Source organism: Streptomyces galbus, assembly GCF_005280195.1.
Taxonomy (GTDB): domain Bacteria; phylum Actinomycetota; class Actinomycetes; order Streptomycetales; family Streptomycetaceae; genus Streptomyces; species Streptomyces galbus.
Map to the genome: position 1 here is coordinate 299,009 of NZ_SZPR01000031.1, position 19,450 is coordinate 318,458.

General features: G+C 74.2%; 13 protein-coding genes. 10 read left to right on the forward strand and 3 right to left on the reverse strand.

The annotated features are described in order from the left end of the window. Positions 1-110: 110 nt before the first annotated feature. Complete coding sequence (locus E4U92_RS32005) at positions 111-776, forward strand: GNAT family N-acetyltransferase (RefSeq protein WP_137303926.1); 666 nt, start codon at positions 111-113, stop codon at positions 774-776. Here E4U92_RS32005 and E4U92_RS32010 read toward each other — a convergent pair. The 3 genes from E4U92_RS32010 to glgX form a co-directional block, all read right to left on the reverse strand. Beyond that, positions 773-1,978, reverse strand: coding sequence for a YncE family protein (locus E4U92_RS32010; protein ID WP_137303927.1), 1,206 nt, complete (start codon positions 1,976-1,978; stop codon positions 773-775). The genes E4U92_RS32005 and E4U92_RS32010 overlap by 4 nt on opposite strands. Continuing rightward, positions 1,978-2,775: a polysaccharide deacetylase family protein gene (locus E4U92_RS32015; protein ID WP_229863024.1), complete on the reverse strand. Its 798-nt coding sequence runs from the start codon at positions 2,773-2,775 to the stop codon at positions 1,978-1,980. Before E4U92_RS32015 ends, E4U92_RS32010 begins: the two co-directional genes overlap by 1 nt. A gap of 75 nt (positions 2,776-2,850) precedes the next feature. Further along, the gene (glgX, locus tag E4U92_RS32020; RefSeq protein ID WP_137303929.1) at positions 2,851-5,082 is read right to left on the reverse strand and encodes a glycogen debranching protein GlgX; all 2,232 of its coding nucleotides are present in this window, start codon (positions 5,080-5,082) and stop codon (positions 2,851-2,853) included. Between the two features lie 152 nt (positions 5,083-5,234). On the opposite strand from glgX, the gene E4U92_RS32025 reads away from it, so the two are divergent. From E4U92_RS32025 to E4U92_RS32065, 9 genes are all read left to right on the forward strand, one after another. Then, positions 5,235-6,476, forward strand: coding sequence for a L,D-transpeptidase (locus tag E4U92_RS32025; protein ID WP_137303930.1), 1,242 nt, complete (start codon positions 5,235-5,237; stop codon positions 6,474-6,476). A 213-nt stretch (positions 6,477-6,689) separates the two neighbouring features. Further along, complete coding sequence (locus tag E4U92_RS32030) at positions 6,690-7,928, forward strand: L,D-transpeptidase (RefSeq protein ID WP_137303931.1); 1,239 nt, start codon at positions 6,690-6,692, stop codon at positions 7,926-7,928. 86 nt (positions 7,929-8,014) lie between these two features. Next, entirely contained in the window at positions 8,015-8,782 is a 768-nt protein-coding gene (locus E4U92_RS32035) for an enoyl-CoA hydratase/isomerase family protein (RefSeq protein ID WP_137303932.1), read from the forward strand. Between the two features lie 317 nt (positions 8,783-9,099). Then, entirely contained in the window at positions 9,100-9,603 is a 504-nt protein-coding gene (locus E4U92_RS32040) for an ATP-binding protein (protein WP_168373145.1), read from the forward strand. 135 nt (positions 9,604-9,738) lie between these two features. Next, positions 9,739-11,553, forward strand: a complete 1,815-nt coding sequence (locus E4U92_RS32045; protein WP_137303933.1) for an ABC transporter ATP-binding protein — start codon at positions 9,739-9,741, stop codon at positions 11,551-11,553. After that, entirely contained in the window at positions 11,550-13,424 is a 1,875-nt protein-coding gene (locus E4U92_RS32050; RefSeq protein ID WP_137303934.1) for an ABC transporter ATP-binding protein, read from the forward strand. The genes E4U92_RS32045 and E4U92_RS32050 overlap by 4 nt, the downstream gene beginning before the upstream one ends. A gap of 42 nt (positions 13,425-13,466) precedes the next feature. Beyond that, positions 13,467-15,209 carry an ABC transporter transmembrane domain-containing protein gene (locus tag E4U92_RS32055; RefSeq protein ID WP_137303935.1) on the forward strand — a complete coding sequence of 581 codons (1,743 nt, stop codon included), beginning with the start codon at positions 13,467-13,469 and terminating at the stop codon, positions 15,207-15,209. Continuing rightward, positions 15,206-17,032: an ABC transporter ATP-binding protein gene (locus E4U92_RS32060; protein ID WP_174864100.1), complete on the forward strand. Its 1,827-nt coding sequence runs from the start codon at positions 15,206-15,208 to the stop codon at positions 17,030-17,032. The genes E4U92_RS32055 and E4U92_RS32060 overlap by 4 nt, the downstream gene beginning before the upstream one ends. Positions 17,033-17,279: 247 nt before the next feature. Continuing rightward, the gene (locus E4U92_RS32065; RefSeq protein ID WP_137303936.1) at positions 17,280-19,319 is read left to right on the forward strand and encodes a M4 family metallopeptidase; all 2,040 of its coding nucleotides are present in this window, start codon (positions 17,280-17,282) and stop codon (positions 19,317-19,319) included. Positions 19,320-19,450: the final 131 nt, after the last annotated feature.

Consider the following 19,450-nt stretch of genomic DNA (forward strand, 5'->3'; position numbering starts at 1 on the left):
TGCCGCAGGTCAGATTAACGGCCCGCGGGACCCTCCCGTCCCCCGGAGCGGGTCTGGGAGGCTGGACGGGCGGCCGCGGCGGCCGCGCGGACGGACGTGAGGAGCACGTGGTGGGGCGCACCCTGCGGGACATCCTGGACGCGGCGGCCCGGGGCGTCTTCCCGCCGGCGGACGGCCGGACGACGGTGCTGCCGCAGCCCTGTGACCGGGACGCGGGGGTGCTGTCCTTCACCGCGCACTCCGTGGTGTTCACCGACGAGGACCCGCGCTGGGTGCGGGACACGCTCGCCGCCCTGGACTGCGACCGGCTGGCCGCGACGATGAACCCGCGCTTCCTGGCGGCCCTGATGGACCGCACCGGGCGCGGCTGCGAGACCGTCGACGCGGTGCTCGTCGGCTCCCCGCTGCCGGGCGAGCCGCCGCTCGCGCTGAAGGAGATCGAGGACCCCGACCACCCGCGGGCCGCGTACGCCCGGGCCCGGCGCGACGACGTGCGCGCGTGGACGGCGGACGGCGGGGTGGTGGTGACCGGGCGCGGGGTCGCGGGGCGCCTGGAGGTCTCGGTCGAGGTCGACGAGGACGTCCGGGAGCGCGGGCTCGGGCGGCTGCTGGTGACCGCCGCCCGGCACCTGGCCGACGAGCCGCTGTGGGCGCAGGTGACGCCGGGGAACGCCCGCAGCCTGCGGGCGTTCCAGTCGGCCGGCTACCGGCCCGTGGGGGCCGAACTGCTGCTGCGGCGCCCGGACGCGGCGACGACCGGGCACGCCGGAGGCTAACGGAAGACGCCGGTGTGGCCGAGGGAGTAACGGCCCGGCTGGGGGTAGACGGCCAGGCCGTGCGGGCCGCTGCCGACCTTGATGCGGGCGAGCTGGGCGCCGGTGCGGGTGTCGATGGCGTACACCTCGGCGTCGTACCGGCCGGACAGCCACAGGACCTTGCCGTCGGCGGAGACGCCGCCCATGTCGGGGCTGCCGCCGCCGGGCAGCCGCCACTTCTTGGTCAGCGCGTTGCGGGTGAAGTCGAAGACGGACACGGTGCCCTCGCCCCGGTTGGAGATGTACATCTCGCGTGAGTCGCGGCTGACGTAGAGCCCGTGGCAGCCCTTGCCGGTGGGCAGGAAGGAGGGCGTGGCGAACGTGTCGCCGTCGAGGACCCACACGCCGTTGGCGGTCATGTCGGCGATGTAGAAGCGCTTGCCGTCCGGGGACACCTTGACGTCCTGCGGCATGGCGCCCTTGAACGGCAGCTTCTGCTGGCCGACCACCTTCATCTTCGCGGTGTCGACCTTCAGCAGCTCGCCGCTGAACTCGCAGGAGACGATGAAGTACCGCCCGTCGGCCGAGAAGTCGGCGTGGTTGACGCCGTAGCAGGTCACCGGCTCGGTCCTGACCCGCTTCATGGTGTGCGCGTCGCGGAAGACCAGCTCGCGGTCGAGGGAGGCCATCACGACGGCGTACCTGCCGTCGGGCGTGAAGTACAGGTTGTACGGGTCGTGCACGTCGACCGGCTTGCCGGCCTTGCCGGTGCGGGGGTCGATGGGGGTGAGCGTGTTCCCGCGGTCGTTGTTGACCCACAGGGTCTTCAGGTCCCAGGACGGCACGACGTGCTGGGGCTGGCGGCCCACTGGGATCGTCTCGATGACCTTGTACGTCCTGGGGTCGATCACGGTGACCGTGTCGGACTCGGTGTTGGGGACGTAGACCCGGGAGGGGAAGTCCTTGACGACCGGGGAGAGCCGGCCGGGCCGGTCGGCCGCGTAGACGTCCCGGGGGTCGAGCAGCGGCGGCATGCCGGGCAGGCCCCTGGCGACGGCCGGGGTGGCGGCCGGTGTCCCGGCGGGGGCGGCGGCCTTGGTCGTGCCGCCGGCCGCGTGGCCGTGGTCCTCGCCCCGGGTGCCGCAGGCGGCGAGGGCGAGCAGGCAGCAGCCCGCGACCAGGGCGCGGCGCAGGGCGGGTACGGGTGTGGGGTGTGCGTGCATCAGCTCAGCAGCTCCGTGGTGGTGACCGCGTGCAGTCCGCGGCGGCCGAGTTCTTCGAGGACGACGGGGAGCGCGGCGAGCGTGTCCGGGTAGCCGAAGTGCAGGCTCACCACGGACCCGTTGCGGACCTCGCCGAGGACCTGCCGGGCGACGGCGGGGCCGCCGGGGGACGTGAAGTCGCGGGAGTCCACGTCGTACGACAGGACGTGCGGGTAGCCCGCGGCGCGGGCCAGCCGTTCGACGAGCGGGGTCGCGCGGGCCGCGCGGGAGGGCCGGAACCAGGTGCCGATCGACCCGGTGAGCCGGCGCAGCCGCTCGGCGCAGCGGGTGATCTCGTCCCGGGCCGCGGCCTCGGGCAGGGCGTTGACGTCGATGTGGCGGTGGGTGTGGTTGCCGAGGTCGTGGCCGCCGTCGAGGACGCGGCGGGCCAGCTCGGGGTGCTCGTCCAGCCAGGTGCCGACGGCGAGGACGGTGACCCGGGCGCCGTGCCGCTCGGCCTCGGTGAGCAGGGCGCGGGCGAGGGCGGGGTCGCCCTGGCCGTGGAAGGTGAGGGCGACGCGGGGCCGGTCGCGCGGGCCGTGGCCGATCTGGGCGGGCCGACCGGGGAAGGCACGGGGGGCGGGGGCGGCGCGGGTGGGGGCGCGGGCCGCGGTGGGCGTGGCCGGGGCGGGTGACGTGTGTGACGAGGACGCGGTACGGCCGGCGGTGTCGGGCGCGGCGCACGCCGGGGCGAACGCCCCGGCGGCGACCAGCCCGGCACCCGCCCGCAGCGCGGTACGACGGTCGGTGGGGGTCACCCGCACCATTTAAGGGGCAAAGGGTATGAAAACCGCTCATTCACCTCCGGATGCGGGACGAAAGCCCCCGTCGGCTCACCGCACCCGCAGCAGCAGCACCGACCGCGCCGGCACGGTGATCTCCGTCCCCGCACGGTGCGTGACGCCCGGCTCCCCCGTCTGGTCCTCCCGGGAGGTGTCGACGACCAGCTCGTACTCCTCCGCCCACGGCGGGCCCGGCAGCGCGAACGTCGCCGGGCGCTCCCCCGCGTGCAGCACCGCGAGGAAACTGTCGTCGACGACGGTCGCGCCGCGGTCGTCACGGCCCGGGATGTCCCGGCCGGAGAGGTACATGCCGAGGCCGGCGGCGGGGGCGTACCAGTCGTCCTCGGTCATCTCCGTGCCCCGCGCGGTGAACCACGCCAGGTCGCGCAGGCCGTCCGCGGAGTGCGGGCGGCCGGAGAAGAACGCCCGGCGGCGCAGCACCGGGTGGCGGTGGCGCAGCGCGATCAGCCGGGAGGTGAGGTCGAACAGCGCCTTCCAGCCGGGGTCCTCCAGCAGGCTCCAGTCGACCCAGCTGATCTCGTTGTCCTGGCAGTAGGCGTTGTTGTTGCCGCGCTGGGTGCGGCCCAGCTCGTCGCCCGCGACCAGCATGGGCACGCCCGTGGACAGCAGCAGGGTGGTCAGCAGGTTGCGGAGCTGGCGGCGGCGCAGCGCGCGGATGCGCTCGTCGTCGGTCTCGCCCTCGGTGCCGCAGTTCCAGGCGCGGTTGTCGTCCGTGCCGTCGCGGTTGCCCTCGCCGTTGGCCTCGTTGTGCTTGCGCTCGTAGGACACCAGGTCGCGCAGGGTGAACCCGTCGTGGGCGGTCACGAAGTTCACCGAGGCGTACGGGCGCCGGCCGCCCCAGGCGTACAGGTCGCTGGAGCCGGACAGGCGGTAGCCCATCTCGCGCACGTCGGGCAGCGCGTGGCGCCAGAAGTCGCGCACCGCGTTGCGGTAGCGGTCGTTCCACTCGGTCCACAGCGGCGGGAAGGCGCCCACCTGGTAGCCGCCCGAGCCGACGTCCCAGGGCTCGGCGATCAGCTTCACCCGGCGCAGCACCGGGTCCTGGGCGATGACCGCGAGGAACGGGGAGAGCATGTCGACGTCGTGCATGGAGCGGGCCAGCGCGGCCGCGAGGTCGAAGCGGAAGCCGTCGACGCCCATCTCCGTGACCCAGTACCGCAGGGAGTCGGTGATCAGCCGCAGCACGTGCGGCTGCACCACGTGCAGGGTGTTGCCGCAGCCGGTGTAGTCCGCGTAGCGGCGGGCGTCCTGCTGGAGGCGGTAGTAGCCGCGGTTGTCGATGCCCTTCAGGGACAGGGTCGGGCCCAGCTCGCCCGCCTCGGCGGTGTGGTTGTAGACCACGTCGAGGACGACCTCGATGCCGGCCGCGTGCAGGGCGCGCACCATCCGCTTGAACTCGCCGACCTGCTGGCCGGTGGTCCCGGAGGAGGCGTAGCCGGCGTGCGGGGCGAAGTAGCCGATGGAGTTGTAGCCCCAGTAGTTGCGCAGGCCGCGGCGCAGCAGGTGGTCCTCGTGGGCGAACTGGTGGACGGGCAGGAGCTCCACGGCGGTGACCCCGAGCTTCACCAGGTGCTCGATCGCCGCGGGGTGCGCGAGCCCGGCGTAGGTGCCGCGGAGCTCCTCGGGTATGTCGGGGTGCAGCCGGGTGAAGCCGCGCACGTGCAGCTCGTACAGGACCGTGTCGGCCCACGGGGTCTTGGGACGGCGGTCGTCGGCCCAGTCGTCGTCGTCATGGACGACCACGCCCTTGGGGACGTACGGCGCGGAGTCCCGCTCGTCGCGCACGGTGTCGGCGACCTGCTGCTGGGGCCAGTCGCGCACGTGCCCGTACACCTCCGGCGGCAGGCCGAACTCGCCGTCGACGGCGCGGGCGTACGGGTCGAGGAGCAGCTTGGCCGGGTTCCAGCGGGCGCCGGTCCACGGGTCCCAGCGGCCGTGCACCCGGTAGCCGTAGCGCTGCCCGGGCATCACGCCGGGCACGAAGCCGTGCCAGATCTCGTGGGTCAGCTCGGTCAGCCGGGCCCGGGTCTCGCGGCCCCGCTCGTCGAACAGGCACAGCTCGACGGCCTCGGCGCCGCCCGCCCACAGGGCGAAGTTGGTGCCGGCCACCCCGTCCGGGCCGGCCCGGAAGCGGGCGCCGAGCGGTGTGGACGCTCCCGGCCACACCGGCACCCCGGGGGTCCTGCGCCGGTCCCCGTTCACCACGGCGGCCGGCGTGGGACGCCCCTCCGCCACGGCCTCCTGCTCGGCTGCGCTGGACACCGTTCAGCCCCTTCGGTCGGCTCCTGGTACGGCGCGGCCACGGTAACCGGCGTCCCGGCCGGGCTCCCCGTCGCGTCGTCCTCCCCCTGTTCTGCCCAGAGGTTGCGTCGCACTCACGTTTCCCCGGGGCGCACCCCGTCGTTGGGTTCCTCGTGAGGGACGTAACTGGGCGCGCGCGGCGCGCGGGGGTCGTACTGGCCGCCGTGGTGACAGGGGCAGCACTCCTCGCCGGGGCCACCGGCTGCACGGGGGACGGCAGGAGCGGACTGGACCGGATGCTGGGCGGGCCGCCCCCGGCCGGGGACGTCATCCGCGTCACCCCGGACGACGGCGCCCGGGGGGTGCGCACCGGGCAGCGGCTGCGGGTGCGGGTGCCGGACGGGCGGCTGGAGTCGGTGCGGGTCGAGCGCGTGCAGGACGCCCACGAGAGCGAGGTGCCCGGCCGGGTGTCGCGGGACGGGCTGACCTGGGCGCCGGACGAGGACCGGCTGGCGCTCGCCGCCCGCTACACAGTGGACGCGGTGGCCGTGGACGGCGACGGCCGCCGCTCGGCGCGGCACACCTGGTTCACCACGCGCGTCCCCGACGAGCGCTTCGTCGCCTACGTCACCCCGGACGACCGCTCGACGGTGGGCACCGGCATGATCGTGTCGCTGCGCTTCAACCGGGAGATCGAGGACCGGGCCGCCGTGGAGCGGGCGGTGCGGGTCACCGCGTCGCCGGCCGTGCGGGTGCGCCCGCACTGGTTCGGCAGGGGCCGGCTGGACTTCCGCCCCGAGGACTACTGGCGGCCCGGCACCCGGGTCACCGTCGCGCTGCGTCTGCGCGACGTCGAGGGGGCGCCCGGGGTGTACGGGCTGCAGCAGCGCACGTTCTCCTTCACCGTCGGGCGCGACCAGGTGTCGCTGGTGGACGCGGCCCGGCACACCATGCAGGTGCGGCGCGACGGACGGCTCGTGGCGACGGTGCCGATCACGGCGGGCGCTCCCGACACCACCACGTACAACGGGCGGATGGTCGTGACGGAGATGTTCGAGGTGACCCGGATGAACGGCGCCACGGTCGGCTTCAAGAAGGCCGACGGCAAGGGCGAGTACGACATCCCGGACGTGCCGCACGCGATGCGGCTGACCGAGTCGGGGACCTTCCTGCACGGCAACTACTGGGCGCCGTACGCCTTCGGGAAGGTCAACGTCAGCCACGGGTGCGTGGGGCTGCGGGACGTCAAGGGCGGCAGCGCCCGCACGCCGGCCGGCTGGTTCTTCGACCGGAGCCTGATCGGCGACGTCGTGGAGGTCGTGCACAGCGAGGACCGGACGGTCGCGCCGGACAACGGGCTCGGCGGCTGGAACATGGGCTGGAAGGAGTGGGTCGCGGGCAGCGCGGTGAACTGACCCCGGACCAGGAGCCGACCCACCCCGGAACCGCTCCGGACGCCTCTCGTCCACAGCTTCGCCACACGGCCTCCGCCGGGTGATCGGAGTTGGGACGGAACGGTGACATTCCCGGCCCGTCCACGCCCCTGACCTTGTGGTTACGATGCGCCAGTGCGCGCGGGAGACGCGCCAGGGGCGCGGGCCCGGGGGGCCCGGCGAGGGGAGAGACACGTGTACGTGCGACCGATATCGGGGGCGTCGGCCCACGCGCGCCGCGGGGGGCGGCTGGCGCTGGCCGTCGGCGGCCTGCTGCTGGCGGTGACCGCCTGCGGCGGGGGCGGCGGGTCGGACGCCGGTTCCGGTTCCCAGGACGGCAAGGGCAAGCCGTCCGCACAGGCGGCGGGCGGCCAGTCGGAGGCCGTCGTCACCATCGCGCCGAAGGACGGCGCCACCTCCGTCGACACCAGCGGAGCGCTGAAGGTCGGCGCGGCCAAGGGCAAGCTCACCGAGGTCGTCGTCAAGGACGACAAGGGCACGGCGGTGGCCGGCACGATCACCGCCGACGGCAGCGGCTGGACGCCCGCCACGCACCTGGCCGCGGCCACCAAGTACCAGGTGCACGCGGTCGCCAAGGACTCCGCGGGCCGCACGGCCGCCGAGGACTCCTCCTTCACCACGCTGACGCCGGACAACACCTTCATCGGCACCTTCACGCCCGAGGACGGCTCCACCGTCGGGGTGGGCATGCCGTTCTCGGTCCGCTTCACCCGGGGCATCACCCACCCCGAGGACGTCGAGAAGGCCATCAAGGTCACCACCGTGCCGGCGGTCGACGTGCGGGGCCACTGGTTCGGCAACGACCGGCTGGACTTCCGGCCGGAGCAGTACTGGAAGGCCGGCACCAAGGTGACGGTGAAGCTGAACCTGGACGGCGTCGAGGGCCGCGAGGGCGTCTACGGCAAGCAGTCCAAGACCGTGTCCTTCACCGTCGGCCGCAACCAGGTGTCCGTGGTGGACGCCAAGAAGCACACGATGAAGGTCATGCAGGAGGGCAAGGTCGTCAAGACCCTCAAGGTGACCACCGGCAAGCCCGGCTACGCCACCTGGAACGGCCAGATGGTCATCAGCGAGAAGTTCACGGTGACCCGGATGAACGGCGACACCGTCGGCTACGACGGCGAGTACGACATCAAGGACGTGCCGCACGCCATGCGCCTGACCGGCTCGGGCACCTTCGTGCACGGCAACTACTGGGGCGGCGACGCCTTCGGCAACTACAACGCCAGCCACGGCTGCATCGGCCTGCGCGACGTGCGCGGCGGCTACGACAGCGGGGTGCCGGCCGCGTGGTTCTTCGACCACTCGATGGTCGGCGACGTGGTGGTCGTGAAGAACTCCACCGACCCGACGGTGGACCCGTCCAACGGGCTCAACGGCTGGAACCTGTCGTGGGCGGAGTGGACGAAGTAGCCGACGACGACCCCGCCGCCCGCGGGCCCGGTGCTGTGACCCACGGCACCGGGCCCGCGGGCGTTAGTGCCCGTTAACCTGCTGGCATGACCGTGAATCTGGAAGTCGCCGAGGGTGTCGGGACGCTGCGCCTGGACCGCCCGCCGATGAACGCGCTGGACGTGGCCACGCAGGACCGGCTGAAGGAGCTCGCCGAGGAGGCCACGCGCCGCGACGACGTGCGCGCGGTGGTCCTGTACGGCGGCGAGAAGGTGTTCGCGGCGGGCGCGGACATCAAGGAGATGCAGGCGATGGACCACACCGCGATGGTCCTGCGCGCCCGCGCGCTGCAGGACTCCTTCACGGCGGTCGCCCGCATCCCCAAGCCGGTGGTGGCGGCCGTGACGGGCTACGCCCTGGGCGGCGGCTGCGAGCTGGCGCTGTGCGCGGACTACCGGATCGCCGCCGAGGACGCCAAGCTGGGCCAGCCGGAGATCCTGCTGGGCCTGATCCCGGGCGCGGGCGGCACCCAGCGGCTGGCGCGGCTGGTCGGCCCGTCCAGGGCCAAGGACCTCATCTTCACCGGCCGGATGGTCAAGGCCGACGAGGCGCTGACGCTGGGCCTGGTGGACCGGGTGGTGTCGGCCGGCGAGGTGTACGCGCAGGCGCACGCCTGGGCGGCGAAGCTGGCGCAGGGCCCGGCGCTGGCGCTGCGGGCGGCCAAGGAGGCCGTCGACACCGGCCTGGAGACGGACATCGAGACGGGCCTCGCGGTGGAGCGCACCTGGTTCGCGGGGCTCTTCGCGACCGAGGACCGCGAGCGCGGCATGCGCAGCTTCGTGGAGGAGGGCCCGGGCAAGGCGAAGTTCCTCTGATCCCTGCGCGGCGGTCCGCCCGGTGTGAGGAATCTCCGGGAGCAAAGTGACCCGCACCCCTTGCAGTTGACGGGATGTCTGATCCGGGCCCGTCGGCGGGGCGGCTTATGGGAGTCTTAAGCTCACCTTAAGCCTGCCTTGCCGAGGGAGCCGGTGGATTGCCTGACGACGCGTCATTCCCGCAGGTGAAAGGGTCCTTGACCGACGTCGACATGCCGTTGGCATATGACGGGAGCGGGGCCCGGAACGGGTGCTTCCGGGGGGTGGATTCCCCCGGAACACCCACACGGCGGTCACCCGGCGGCCATGATGGGGGCATGGCGGGGCTGCAGGGTGGCGGACAACCGCGAGGGCACGGGCGTGTCGACGCGGCGCGCTGGTCGCCCGCGGTCGAGGACGAACGGGCGCTCGAGGCCATCGAGTTGTACGGCAACCCGACGGAGGGCGAGGTGCCGCTCGCCTCGCGCCCCGAGTCCGCCGCCACCGCCCGCCGGCTGGCCCAGGTCGTCGTCCTGCGCCAGTGGGGCCTGTCCCCCCGGACCGCCGAGGACGTCGTCCTCCTCGTCTCCGAGTTGGTCGGCAACGCCGTACGGCACACCGGGGCCCGCGCCTTCGGGCTGCGCATGCGGCGTCCGCGCGGCCGCATCCGCGTCGAGGTCCGTGACCCCTCCCGGGCCCTGCCCTGCCTCCTGCCCGTGCAGGAGACCGACCTCAGCGGCCGCGGCCTCTTCCTCGTCGACAAGCTGTCCGACCGCTGGGGGGTCGACCTGCTGCCGCGGGGCAAGACCACGTGGTTCGAGATGCGGGTCGCGGACCGTTGACCCGCCGCGCCGCACGGGTGGCGCCCCCCGGTGGCCGGCGGGGCCGAACACGCAGGTCGTAGGACCGGCGGAGGAGCCCGATCCGGGCCGAAACTCGCTGGGCGATGTCAGCGGTGAACCGTAGGCTCGCTCCTGATGTCGACGACGCGCGCAACCACCGAAGAGGCCCCCGCCGAGGACCGGTCCGCCGTACGGACGCTGCTGCGGCTGTGGCCGTACGTACGGCCGGTGCGGGCACGGCTGTTCACCGCCGCGTTCATCGCGGTCGTCGCCTCCTGCGTGGGACTCGTCATCCCGCTGGTGCTCAAGTGGATGGTGGACGGGCCGGTCGCCGACCGGGACCCGGGCGGGGTGTGGCTCGGCGCGCTGTACCTGCTGCTGCTGGGGCTCGCCGAGGCGCTGCTGTTCGGGCTGCGGCGGTGGCTCGTAGCGCGCCCGCTGTCGCACGTCGAGGCGGAGATGCGCGCCGACCTCTACCGGCACCTGCAGCGGCTGCCGATCGCCTTCCACGACCGGTGGGCGTCGGGGCAGTTGCTGTCCCGGGGCACCACCGACCTGATGCTGCTGCGCATGTTCCTGGCGTTCCCGCTGACGTTCCTGCTGGTCAACGGCGTGACGATCCTGGTGGGCGTGGTCATCATGCTGCTGCAGGACTGGACGCTCGGCCTGGTGATCCTCGGCCCCGCCGTGCCCGTGGTGATCACCTGCGTGGTCTTCGAGAAGCGGTACGCCGACGTCGCGCGGCTCGCCCAGGACCAGGTGGGCGACCTGACCACCGTCGTCGAGGAGAGCGTGCTCGGCATCCGGATCATCAAGGGGTTCGGGCGGCACCGCAGTCAGGCGCGCGCCTTCCGGGAGCTGTCCGGGACGCTGCGCGGGACGGAACTGCGCAAGGCCCGGCTGCTGGCGCTGATCTGGGCGGTCATCGTGACCCTGCCGGAGGTGGCGATCGCGGCCGCGCTGGTGGTGGGCGCGGTGCAGGTGGCCGACGGGGACCTGTCGGCGGGGACGCTGGTGGCGTTCCTGTCCACGGCGCTCGCGCTGCGCTGGCCCGTGGAGTCGATCGGTTTCCTGCTCGCCATGAGCCAGGAGGCGGCGACGGCCACCGAGCGGTACTTCGAGGTGATGGACGAGGAGCCGGAGTCCGGGGGAGCCGTCGTGCGGCGGGAGCCCGGGGCGGCCGGCGCCGGTCTGCGCTTCGAGCGCGTCACCTTCCGCTACCCCGACGCCCCGCCCGGCTCCCCTCCCGTGCTCGACCGGATCGACCTGCACATCCGGCCCGGCGAGTCCATGGCGCTGGTGGGGGCCACCGGGAGCGGGAAGACCACGCTCACCGCGCTGGTGCCCCGGCTGCACGAGGTCACCTCCGGGCGGATCACGCTCGACGGGCGCGACATCGCCGGCCTGCCGAGGGACGAGCTGCGCTCCCTGGTGGCCGTCGCCTTCGAGGAGCCCACCCTGTTCTCGGCGACCGTCGGGGAGAACGTCCTCATGGGCGCGGGCGGCGACGCCGGACCCCAGGAGCTGGAGCGGGCGCTCGCCGTGGCGCAGGCCGCGTTCGTGCACGGGCTGCCGAACGGCGCCGACACCCAGGTCGGCGAGCAGGGCCTGAGCCTGTCCGGCGGCCAGCGCCAGCGCCTCGCGCTCGCCCGGGCCGTCGTGGGGCGGCCGCGCTTCCTGGTGCTGGACGACCCGCTGTCCGCGCTCGACGTGCACACCGAGGCCGCCGTGGAGGCCGCGCTGCGGCAGGTCCTCGCCGACACCACCGCGCTGATCGTCGCCCACCGCCCCTCGACCGTGCTGCTCGCCGACCGGGTCGCCCTGCTCTCCGGCGGCCGGATCGTCGCCGTGGGCACCCACCAGGAACTGCTGCGCGGCAACGCCGAGTACGCCCATCTGATGTCCGGGGAGTCCGGGCAGCCCGGGGAACAGGAGGCCGACCGCCGATGACCGCCCCCAGCACCCCCGCCGAACCGCTCACCGGCGCGGAGGACGACGCCGGCGCCGCACCCCGCCGCCGGGGCGCGGGCGACCCGTTCGACCGTGACGTCCTGCCCACTCCCCCGGGCGCCACCGCCGCGCTGCTGCGTTCGCTGCTCGCCCCGATGCGGGCCCGCGTCACGGTGACGACCCTGTTGCTGCTGTTCCAGCAGGCGGCCGTGCAGGCGGGCCCGCTGCTGGTGGCGTACGCGATCGACCGGGCCGTACCGGCGTTCCGGGACCACGACGACACCGGGCCGCTCGTCGCGGTGGGGGCCGGCTACCTGCTGTGCGCGCTGCTCTCGGGCGCGCTGCAGTACGCCTTCATCGCGCTGTCCGCCCGGGTCAACCAGGACGTGCTGCTGGACCTGCGCGGGCGGATCTTCCGGCACGCGCAGGCGCTGAGCATCGACTTCCACGAGCGGTACACCTCCGGCCGGCTGATCTCCCGCTCCACCACGGACGTGGAGTCGCTGCGCGAGCTGCTGAACGAGGGCCTGCAGGAACTGGTCACCGTGGTGCTGTCGTTCCTGTACATCTCGGCGATGCTGCTCTGGCTGGACCTGGGCCTCGGGGCGGTCGCGGTGGCGTCGTTCGTGCCGCTGTACCTGCTGGTGCGGCTCTACCGGCGGCGCGCGGGCCGGGTGTACCAGGAGCGGTCCACGCGCATCGCCGCGGTGATCGTGAAGTTCGTGGAGACGATGAACGGCATCCGGCCGGTGCGCGCGTTCCGCCGGGAGGCCGTGAACGACGCCGAGTTCGCGGAGCTGAACCGGCGGCACGAGCGCACCAACGGGGACGCGCTGCTGGAGATGGCCCGCTACGTCGTCGGCTCGCGGCTGGTCGCCAACACGGCGGTCGCGGGGATCGTCCTGTGGGGCGCCCACCGGGTGGCGGGCGGCTCGCTGGAACTGGGCGTGCTGGCGGCGGCGGTGCTGTACCTGCGGCGGCTGTACGACCCGATCGACCGGCTCGGGATGTTCCTGAACTCCTACCAGTCGGCGGCCGCCTCGCTGGAGAAGATCGCGGGCCTGCTGGCGCAGACCCCGACGGTGCCCGAGCCGTCGGTGCCCCGTGAGCTTCCGCCGCGCGCGGGCGGGCACCCGGGCCGCGAGGTGGTCTTCGACCAGGTGAGCTTCGGCTACCGCACCGGCGGCGAGGTGCTGCCCCGCTTCGCCCTGACCCTGCCGGCCGGGCAGACCGTCGCGGTGGTCGGCTCGACCGGCGCCGGCAAGTCGACGCTGGCCAAGCTGCTCGCCCGCTTCTACGACCCCTCCGCGGGCCGGGTCCTGCTCGACGGGGTCGACCTGCGCGAGCTGTCGGTGCGGGAGCTGCGGCGCGGGGTGGTCATGGTGACGCAGGAGGCGTTCCTGTTCTCCGGCACGGTCGCGGAGAACATCGCCATCGGCCGGCCCGAGGCGTCCCGGGAGGAGATCGAGCGGGCGGCCAAGGCCATCGGCGCCCACGAGTTCATCAGCTCCCTGCCCGACGGCTACGACACCGACGTCCGCAAGCGCGGCGGCCGCATCTCCGCCGGGCAGCGCCAACTGGTCGCGTTCGCGCGGGCGTTGCTCGCCGACCCGGCGGTGCTGATCCTGGACGAGGCGACCAGTTCGCTGGACGTGCCGGGCGAACGGGCGGTGCAGCGGGCCATGTCGACGGTCCTGGAGGGCCGTACGGCGGTGGTGATCGCGCACCGGCTGTCGACCGTGGAGATCGCCGACCGGGTTCTGGTGATGGAGCACGGCCGGATCGTCGAGGACGGCACGCCGGCCGAACTGATCGCGGGCACGGGCCGGTTCGCGGACCTGCACCGGGCCTGGCGGGACAGCCTGGCCTGACGCCGGCCGGCCCTCAGGGACACGACGACACGGGGGTGCGCTGTGATCGACGCCTACGAGGATCCCGGGACGCCCGACCCGCGCGGCGGCGCCCGCTACCTGTGGTGGCTGGTGCGCTGCCAGCCGGGGCGGTCGGTGGCCGGGGCGGTGCTGGCCAGCGTGTGGATGGCGCTGCTGGCCGCCGCGCCGTACCTGCTGGCGCGGGCGGTCGACGACGGGCTGGAGCCGGGGGACACGACGGCGCTGGCCGGCTGGACCGGGGTGCTGGTCGTGGTGGGCGCGGTCAACGCCTGGGTGGGCGTCCTGCGGCACCGGACGATGACCCGGGTGCGGATGGACGCCCTGTTCCGCACGGTGAAGGTGGTCGTCGGGCACGCGGTGCGGCTCGGGGCCGCGCTGCCGCGGCGGACCGGGGCCGGGGAGGTCGTCACCATCGGCGTGGGTGACGTGCACACCGTCAGCAACGCACTGACGGTGATCGGCCCGGGCGTCGGCTCGGTCATGGTGTACGGCGTGGTCGCCGGGCTGCTGCTGGCCGTCTCACCGGTGCTGGCCGGGGTCGTGCTGCTCGGGATGCCGGTGGTGGCCCTGCTGGTGGGGCCGCTGATGGCGCGGCTCCAGCGTGCGGAGGGCGGGTACCGGGAGCGGCAGGGCGTGCTCACCGCCCGGATGGGCGACCTCGCGGGCGGGCTGCGCGTGCTCAACGGGCTGGGCGGCAAAGGGCTGTTCGCGGACGCCTTCCGGCGGGACTCGGCGGTGCTGCGCGAGCAGGGCTACCGGGTGGGGGCGGTGGCCAGTTGGCTGCAGGCGCTCGGGGTGGGCCTGCCCACGGTGTTCCTCGCGGCGGTGACCTGGTGCGCGGCGCGGCTCGCCGCCCGGGGCGAGATCAGCGTGGGCGAGCTGATCGCCGTGTACGGCTACGTCGCCGTGCTGGTCGGCCCGGTGGCGTTCCTGGTGGACATGGGCTACCAGCTCAGCCGGGGCGTGGTCGCCGCCGACCGGGTAGCCCGGCTGCTGCGGCTGCAGCCGGAGCCGGAGCACGGCAGCGCCGACCCGCCGGCCGAGCCCGCGGTGCTGTACGACCCGGAGTCGGGGGTGCGGATCGTGCCGGGCCGGCTGACGGTGCTGGCCGGGGCGCACCCCGCGGACGGCGCCGCCGTGGCCGACCGGCTCGGGCGGTACGCGCCCTCGGACGTCACCTGGGGCGGCGTACGACTGGACGAGGTGGCGTTGCCCCAGGTCAGGGCGCGGATCCTGGTCGCCGGGCCGGAGGACGACCTGTTCGCCGGGACGCTGCGCGAGGTGGTGTCGGGGCGGCACGAGCGCGATCCGGACGCCCTGGCGCGGGCGGTGCGGGCGGCGGCCGCCGAGGACGTCGTGCAGGGGCTGCCCCGGGGGCTGGACGCACCGGTGTCCGCGCAGGGGCGCAGTCTGTCGGGCGGGCAGCGCCAGCGGGTGCGGCTGGTGCGGGCGCTGCTCGCCGACCCGGAGGTGCTGCTGGCGGTGGAGCCGACGTCCGCGCTGGACGCCCACACCGAGGCGACGGTGGCCGCGCGGCTGCGGGAGGCCCGGCGGGGCCGCACGACCGTGCTGACCAGCACCTCCCCGCTGGTGCTCGACCACGCCGACACGGTGGTCCACCTGGTCGGGGGCAAGGTCGCGGCGGCGGGCCGGCACCGGGAGCTGCTGGAGCGGGAGCCGGCCTACCGGGCGCTGGTGGCCCGGGACGCCGAACAGGACACCGATCAGGACGCCGGCCAGGACGCCGAGGGGGCGGTGCGGTGACGGGGCGCGGGGGCGCGGACGCCCGCGGGGCGGACCGGGCGCCGGGCGGACGGCTGCCGGTCGCCGGACCCGCGGAGGTGCGCCGGGCCGCGGGGCGCCTGGTGCGGGCCGACCGGCGGGCGTTCGGCTGGGTGATCGTGCTGAACGCGCTGGCCGCCGGCGCGGGTGTGGCCGGGCCGTGGCTGCTCGGTCGGATCGTCGACGTGGTGCGCGACGGGGGCCGCACGGGCGCGGTGGACCGGCTGGCGCTCGGCATCCTGGCCTGCTCGCTGGCGCAGTTGCTGCTGGCCCGCTGGGCGCGCTACGTGGGCCACCGCTTCGGCGAGCGGACGCTGGCCCGGGTGCGCGAGGAGTTCGTGGACCGCGCGCTGGCGCTGCCCGCGTCGGTGGTGGAGCGGGCCGGCACGGGCGACCTGACCACGCGCGGCACCGCGGACGTGGCCGCGGTCGGCACCACCCTGCGCGACGCGGGGCCGGAGCTGCTGGTGTGCTCGGCGCAGGCGCTGTTCCTGCTGGTCGCGGTGTTCGCGATCGACCCGCTGCTGGGCGCGGTCGGGGTGCTGGCGCTGACGCCCCTCGGGTGGGCGCTGCGCTGGTACCTGCGCCGGGCCCGGGCCGGCTACCTGGCGCAGGGCGCGGCCGACTCGGAGGTGGCCGAGGTGCTGGCCTCCACGGCGGCCGGGGCGCGGACGGTGGAGGCGTTCCGGCTGCGCGAGCGGCGGACCGCGGCGAGCCGGGACGCGCTGGAGACCTCGCGCCGGGCCCGGTTCCACACGCTGTACCTGCGGTCGGTGTTCTTCCCGGCGGTGGAGGTGTCGTACACGCTGCCGGTGGCGGGGGTGCTGCTGGTGGGCGGGGTGCTGCACGGGCGCGGCGCGGTGAGCCTGGGCGCGGTGGTGGCGGCCGCGCTGTACCTGCGGCAGTTCACCGAGCCGCTGGACATGATCCTGATGCGGGTGGAGCAATTGCAGAGCAGCGGCGCCTCGTTCGCCCGGGTGGAGGGCCTCGCGCGCTCGCCGCGCGCCGGGGCGGACGGGGGCGCGGTGCCCGTGGACGACCGGATCGACGTGGCGGGCGTGCGCTACGCCTACGAGGGCGGCGGCGAGGTGCTGCGCGGGGTGGACCTGACCGTGCGGCCCGGGGAGCGGCTGGCCGTCGTGGGCCCGTCGGGCGCGGGCAAGTCCACGCTGAGCCGGCTGCTGGCCGGGGTGGACGCGCCGACCGCGGGCACGGTCACGGTGGGCGGGGTGCCCGTGGCGGGGCTGTCGCCGGAGCGGCTGCGCCGCCAGGTCGTGCTGGTCACGCAGGAGCACCACGTCTTCCTGGGCACGGTCCGGGAGAACCTGCTGATCGCCGAACCGGCCGCCTCCGACGAGCAGGTGTGGGCCGCGCTCGGCGCGGTGGGGGCGGCGGAGTGGGTGCGGGGGCTGCCGCTGGGCCTGGACACCCGGCTCGGACAGGGCGGTTGCCGCGCGGACGGCTCGCGGGCGCAGCAACTCGCGCTGGCCCGGGTGGTGCTGGCCGACCCGCACACGCTGATCCTGGACGAGGCGACCGCCCTGCTGGACCCGGCGACCGCGCGCCACACCGAGCGCGCGCTGGCCGCGGTGCTCCGGGGCCGTACGGTCATCGCCATCGCGCACCGGCTGCACACCGCGCACGACGCGGACCGGGTGGCGGTGATGGAGGACGGCCGGCTGACCGAACTCGGCACCCACGACGAGCTGGTGGCGGCGGGCGGCGCGTACGCGGCCCTGTGGCGGACCTGGCACGGCGACCGGGCGGACGAACAGCGCGCTGCTGAACCGCCGTTCAGCGGGTGAACCGTTCGCATAGCGGACCCGAACTCCCGGCCAACGGACCGTTTCCGGTCAACTTTCTGACGCGCTCCTGACAGGAAGCGTCGTCTGCTGCCACTCTTCCCACGGCCGCTCCCACAGGAACCCCACAGCACCCACACAGGAACGGCCGTTCTCCGAGCACTGTGTACGTCCTGTTCTGCCCGGACGGCCCACCCGCCGCCCGGTCTCCCCCGGCCGTGCGACCCACGGCCCGCAGAAGGAGTCAGTGTTGAGCAGCAGGTCCTCACGCAGACGCACCTCCCCCACCCCGTACCGCAGGACCGCGGCCGTCGCCCTCGTCGGCGTCGCGGCCCTGGTCGCGGCCGCCGTGCAGTCGGGCGCCGCGTCCGCCGCCCCCTCCTCGGCGTCCGCGGCCGCCCGGCCCGGCGCCGAGTCCGTGCGGCTCACCCCCGCCCAGCGCGCCGAGCTGATACGCCACGCCGACGCGGCGAAGGCCACCACCGCCCGGGAGCTGGGCCTCGGCGCCCAGGAGGCGCTGGTCGTCCGCGACGTCGTCAAGGACGCCGACGGCACGGTCCACACCCGCTACGAGCGCACCTACGCCGGCCTGCCGGTCCTCGGCGGCGACCTGGTCGTCGACACCGCGAAGTCGGGCGACACCCGGAGCGTGGTCAAGGCGACCCGCGCCACCGTCGAGGTCGCCTCGCTCACCCCGGCCGTCCCCGCCGACCAGGCCCGCAAGCAGGCGCTGCGCCTGGCCGCCGACGCCGGCGCGGACACCGCGGACGCCGGCCGGGCCCCGCGCAAGGTGATCTGGGCCGCGAACGGCACCCCGGTCCTCGCGTACGAGACGGTGGTGGGCGGCCTCCAGGAGGACGGCACCCCGAACGAGCTGCACGTCGTCACGGACGCCACCACCGGCAAGAAGCTCTACGCGTACCAGGGCATCGAGACCGGCACGGGCAACACCATGTACAGCGGCACGGTGACGCTGGGCACCAGCCAGTCGGGGTCGACGTACACCCTGACCGACACCGCGCGCGGCAACCACAAGACGTACAACCTCAACCGGGGCACCTCCGGCACCGGCACGCTGTTCTCCGGCCCCGACGACGTCTGGGGCAACGGCAGCGCCTCCAACGCGGAGACCGCGGGCGCCGACGCGCACTACGGCGCGGCCCTCACCTGGGACTACTACAAGAACGTGCACGGGCGCAGCGGCATCCGGGGCGACGGCGTGGGCGCGTACTCGCGGGTCCACTACGGCAACAACTACGTCAACGCCTTCTGGTCGGACAGCTGCTTCTGCATGACGTACGGCGACGGTTCGGGCAACACCCGCCCGCTGACCGCCATCGACGTGGCCGGGCACGAGATGACGCACGGCGTCACCTCCAACACCGCCGGGCTCAACTACAGCGGCGAGTCCGGCGGCCTGAACGAGGCGACCAGCGACATCTTCGGCACCTCGGTCGAGTTCTACGCCAACAACTCCTCCGACGTCGGTGACTACCTCATCGGCGAGAAGATCGACATCAACGGCAACGGCACCCCGCTGCGCTACATGGACAAGCCCAGCAAGGACGGGGCGTCCAAGGACAGCTGGTACTCGGGCATCGGCTCGGTGGACGTGCACTACTCCTCCGGCCCGGCCAACCACTTCTTCTACCTGCTCAGCGAGGGCAGCGGCGCCAAGGTCATCAACGGCGTCAGCTACAACTCGCCGACCGCGGACGGGCTGCCGGTCACCGGCATCGGCCGGGCCAAGGCGGAGAAGATCTGGTTCCGCGCGCTCAGCACCAAGTTCACCTCGACCACCAACTACGCGGGCGCCCGCACCGGCACCCTGGCGGCGGCCGGCGAGCTGTACGGCACCTCCTCCGCCGAGTACAAGGCGGTCCAGGACGCCTGGGCGGCGGTCGCGGTCGGGGCGCGCTCGGGCGGCGGCGGGGGTGGCGGCACCACCTTCGAGAACACGGCCGACGTATCGATTCCGGACAACGGCGCGGCGGTCACCTCGTCGATCACCGTTTCCGGCCGGACCGGCAACGCGCCGTCCAACCTGCAGGTCGCGGTGGACATCGTGCACACCTGGCGCGGCGACCTGGTGGTCGACCTGGTGGCCCCGGACGGCACGGCGTACCGCCTGAAGAGCTTCAGCTCCTCCGACTCCGCGGACAACGTCCAGGCCACGTACACGGTCGACGCGTCCTCCGAAGTCGCCAACGGAACCTGGGCGTTGCGGGTCCAGGACCAGGCGGCGCAGGACACCGGCTACATCAACGGCTGGAGCCTGACCTTCCCGTAGGCGGCACGGCCTCACCAGCCCGGACAGGGGCACCGCCCCGGGGGCCCGACCCCCGGGGCGGCGTCCGTATTTTGCCAGGGCCTTACCGACGGCCTGTTGGCGTTTTACCGAGGTGACGGGCGTTCACATTC

Bases quoted from the DNA above. Each gene is read 5' to 3' on its own strand.
- E4U92_RS32010 (WP_137303927.1), bottom strand. From the start codon at position 1,978: ATGCACGCACACCCCACACCCGTACCCGCCCTGCGCCGCGCCCTGGTC.
- E4U92_RS32050 (WP_137303934.1), top strand. From the start codon at position 11,550: ATGACCGCCCCCAGCACCCCCGCCGAACCGCTCACCGGCGCGGAGGAC.
- E4U92_RS32045 (WP_137303933.1), top strand. From the start codon at position 9,739: ATGTCGACGACGCGCGCAACCACCGAAGAGGCCCCCGCCGAGGACCGG.
- E4U92_RS32035 (WP_137303932.1), top strand. From the start codon at position 8,015: ATGACCGTGAATCTGGAAGTCGCCGAGGGTGTCGGGACGCTGCGCCTG.
- E4U92_RS32040 (WP_168373145.1), top strand. From the start codon at position 9,100: ATGGCGGGGCTGCAGGGTGGCGGACAACCGCGAGGGCACGGGCGTGTC.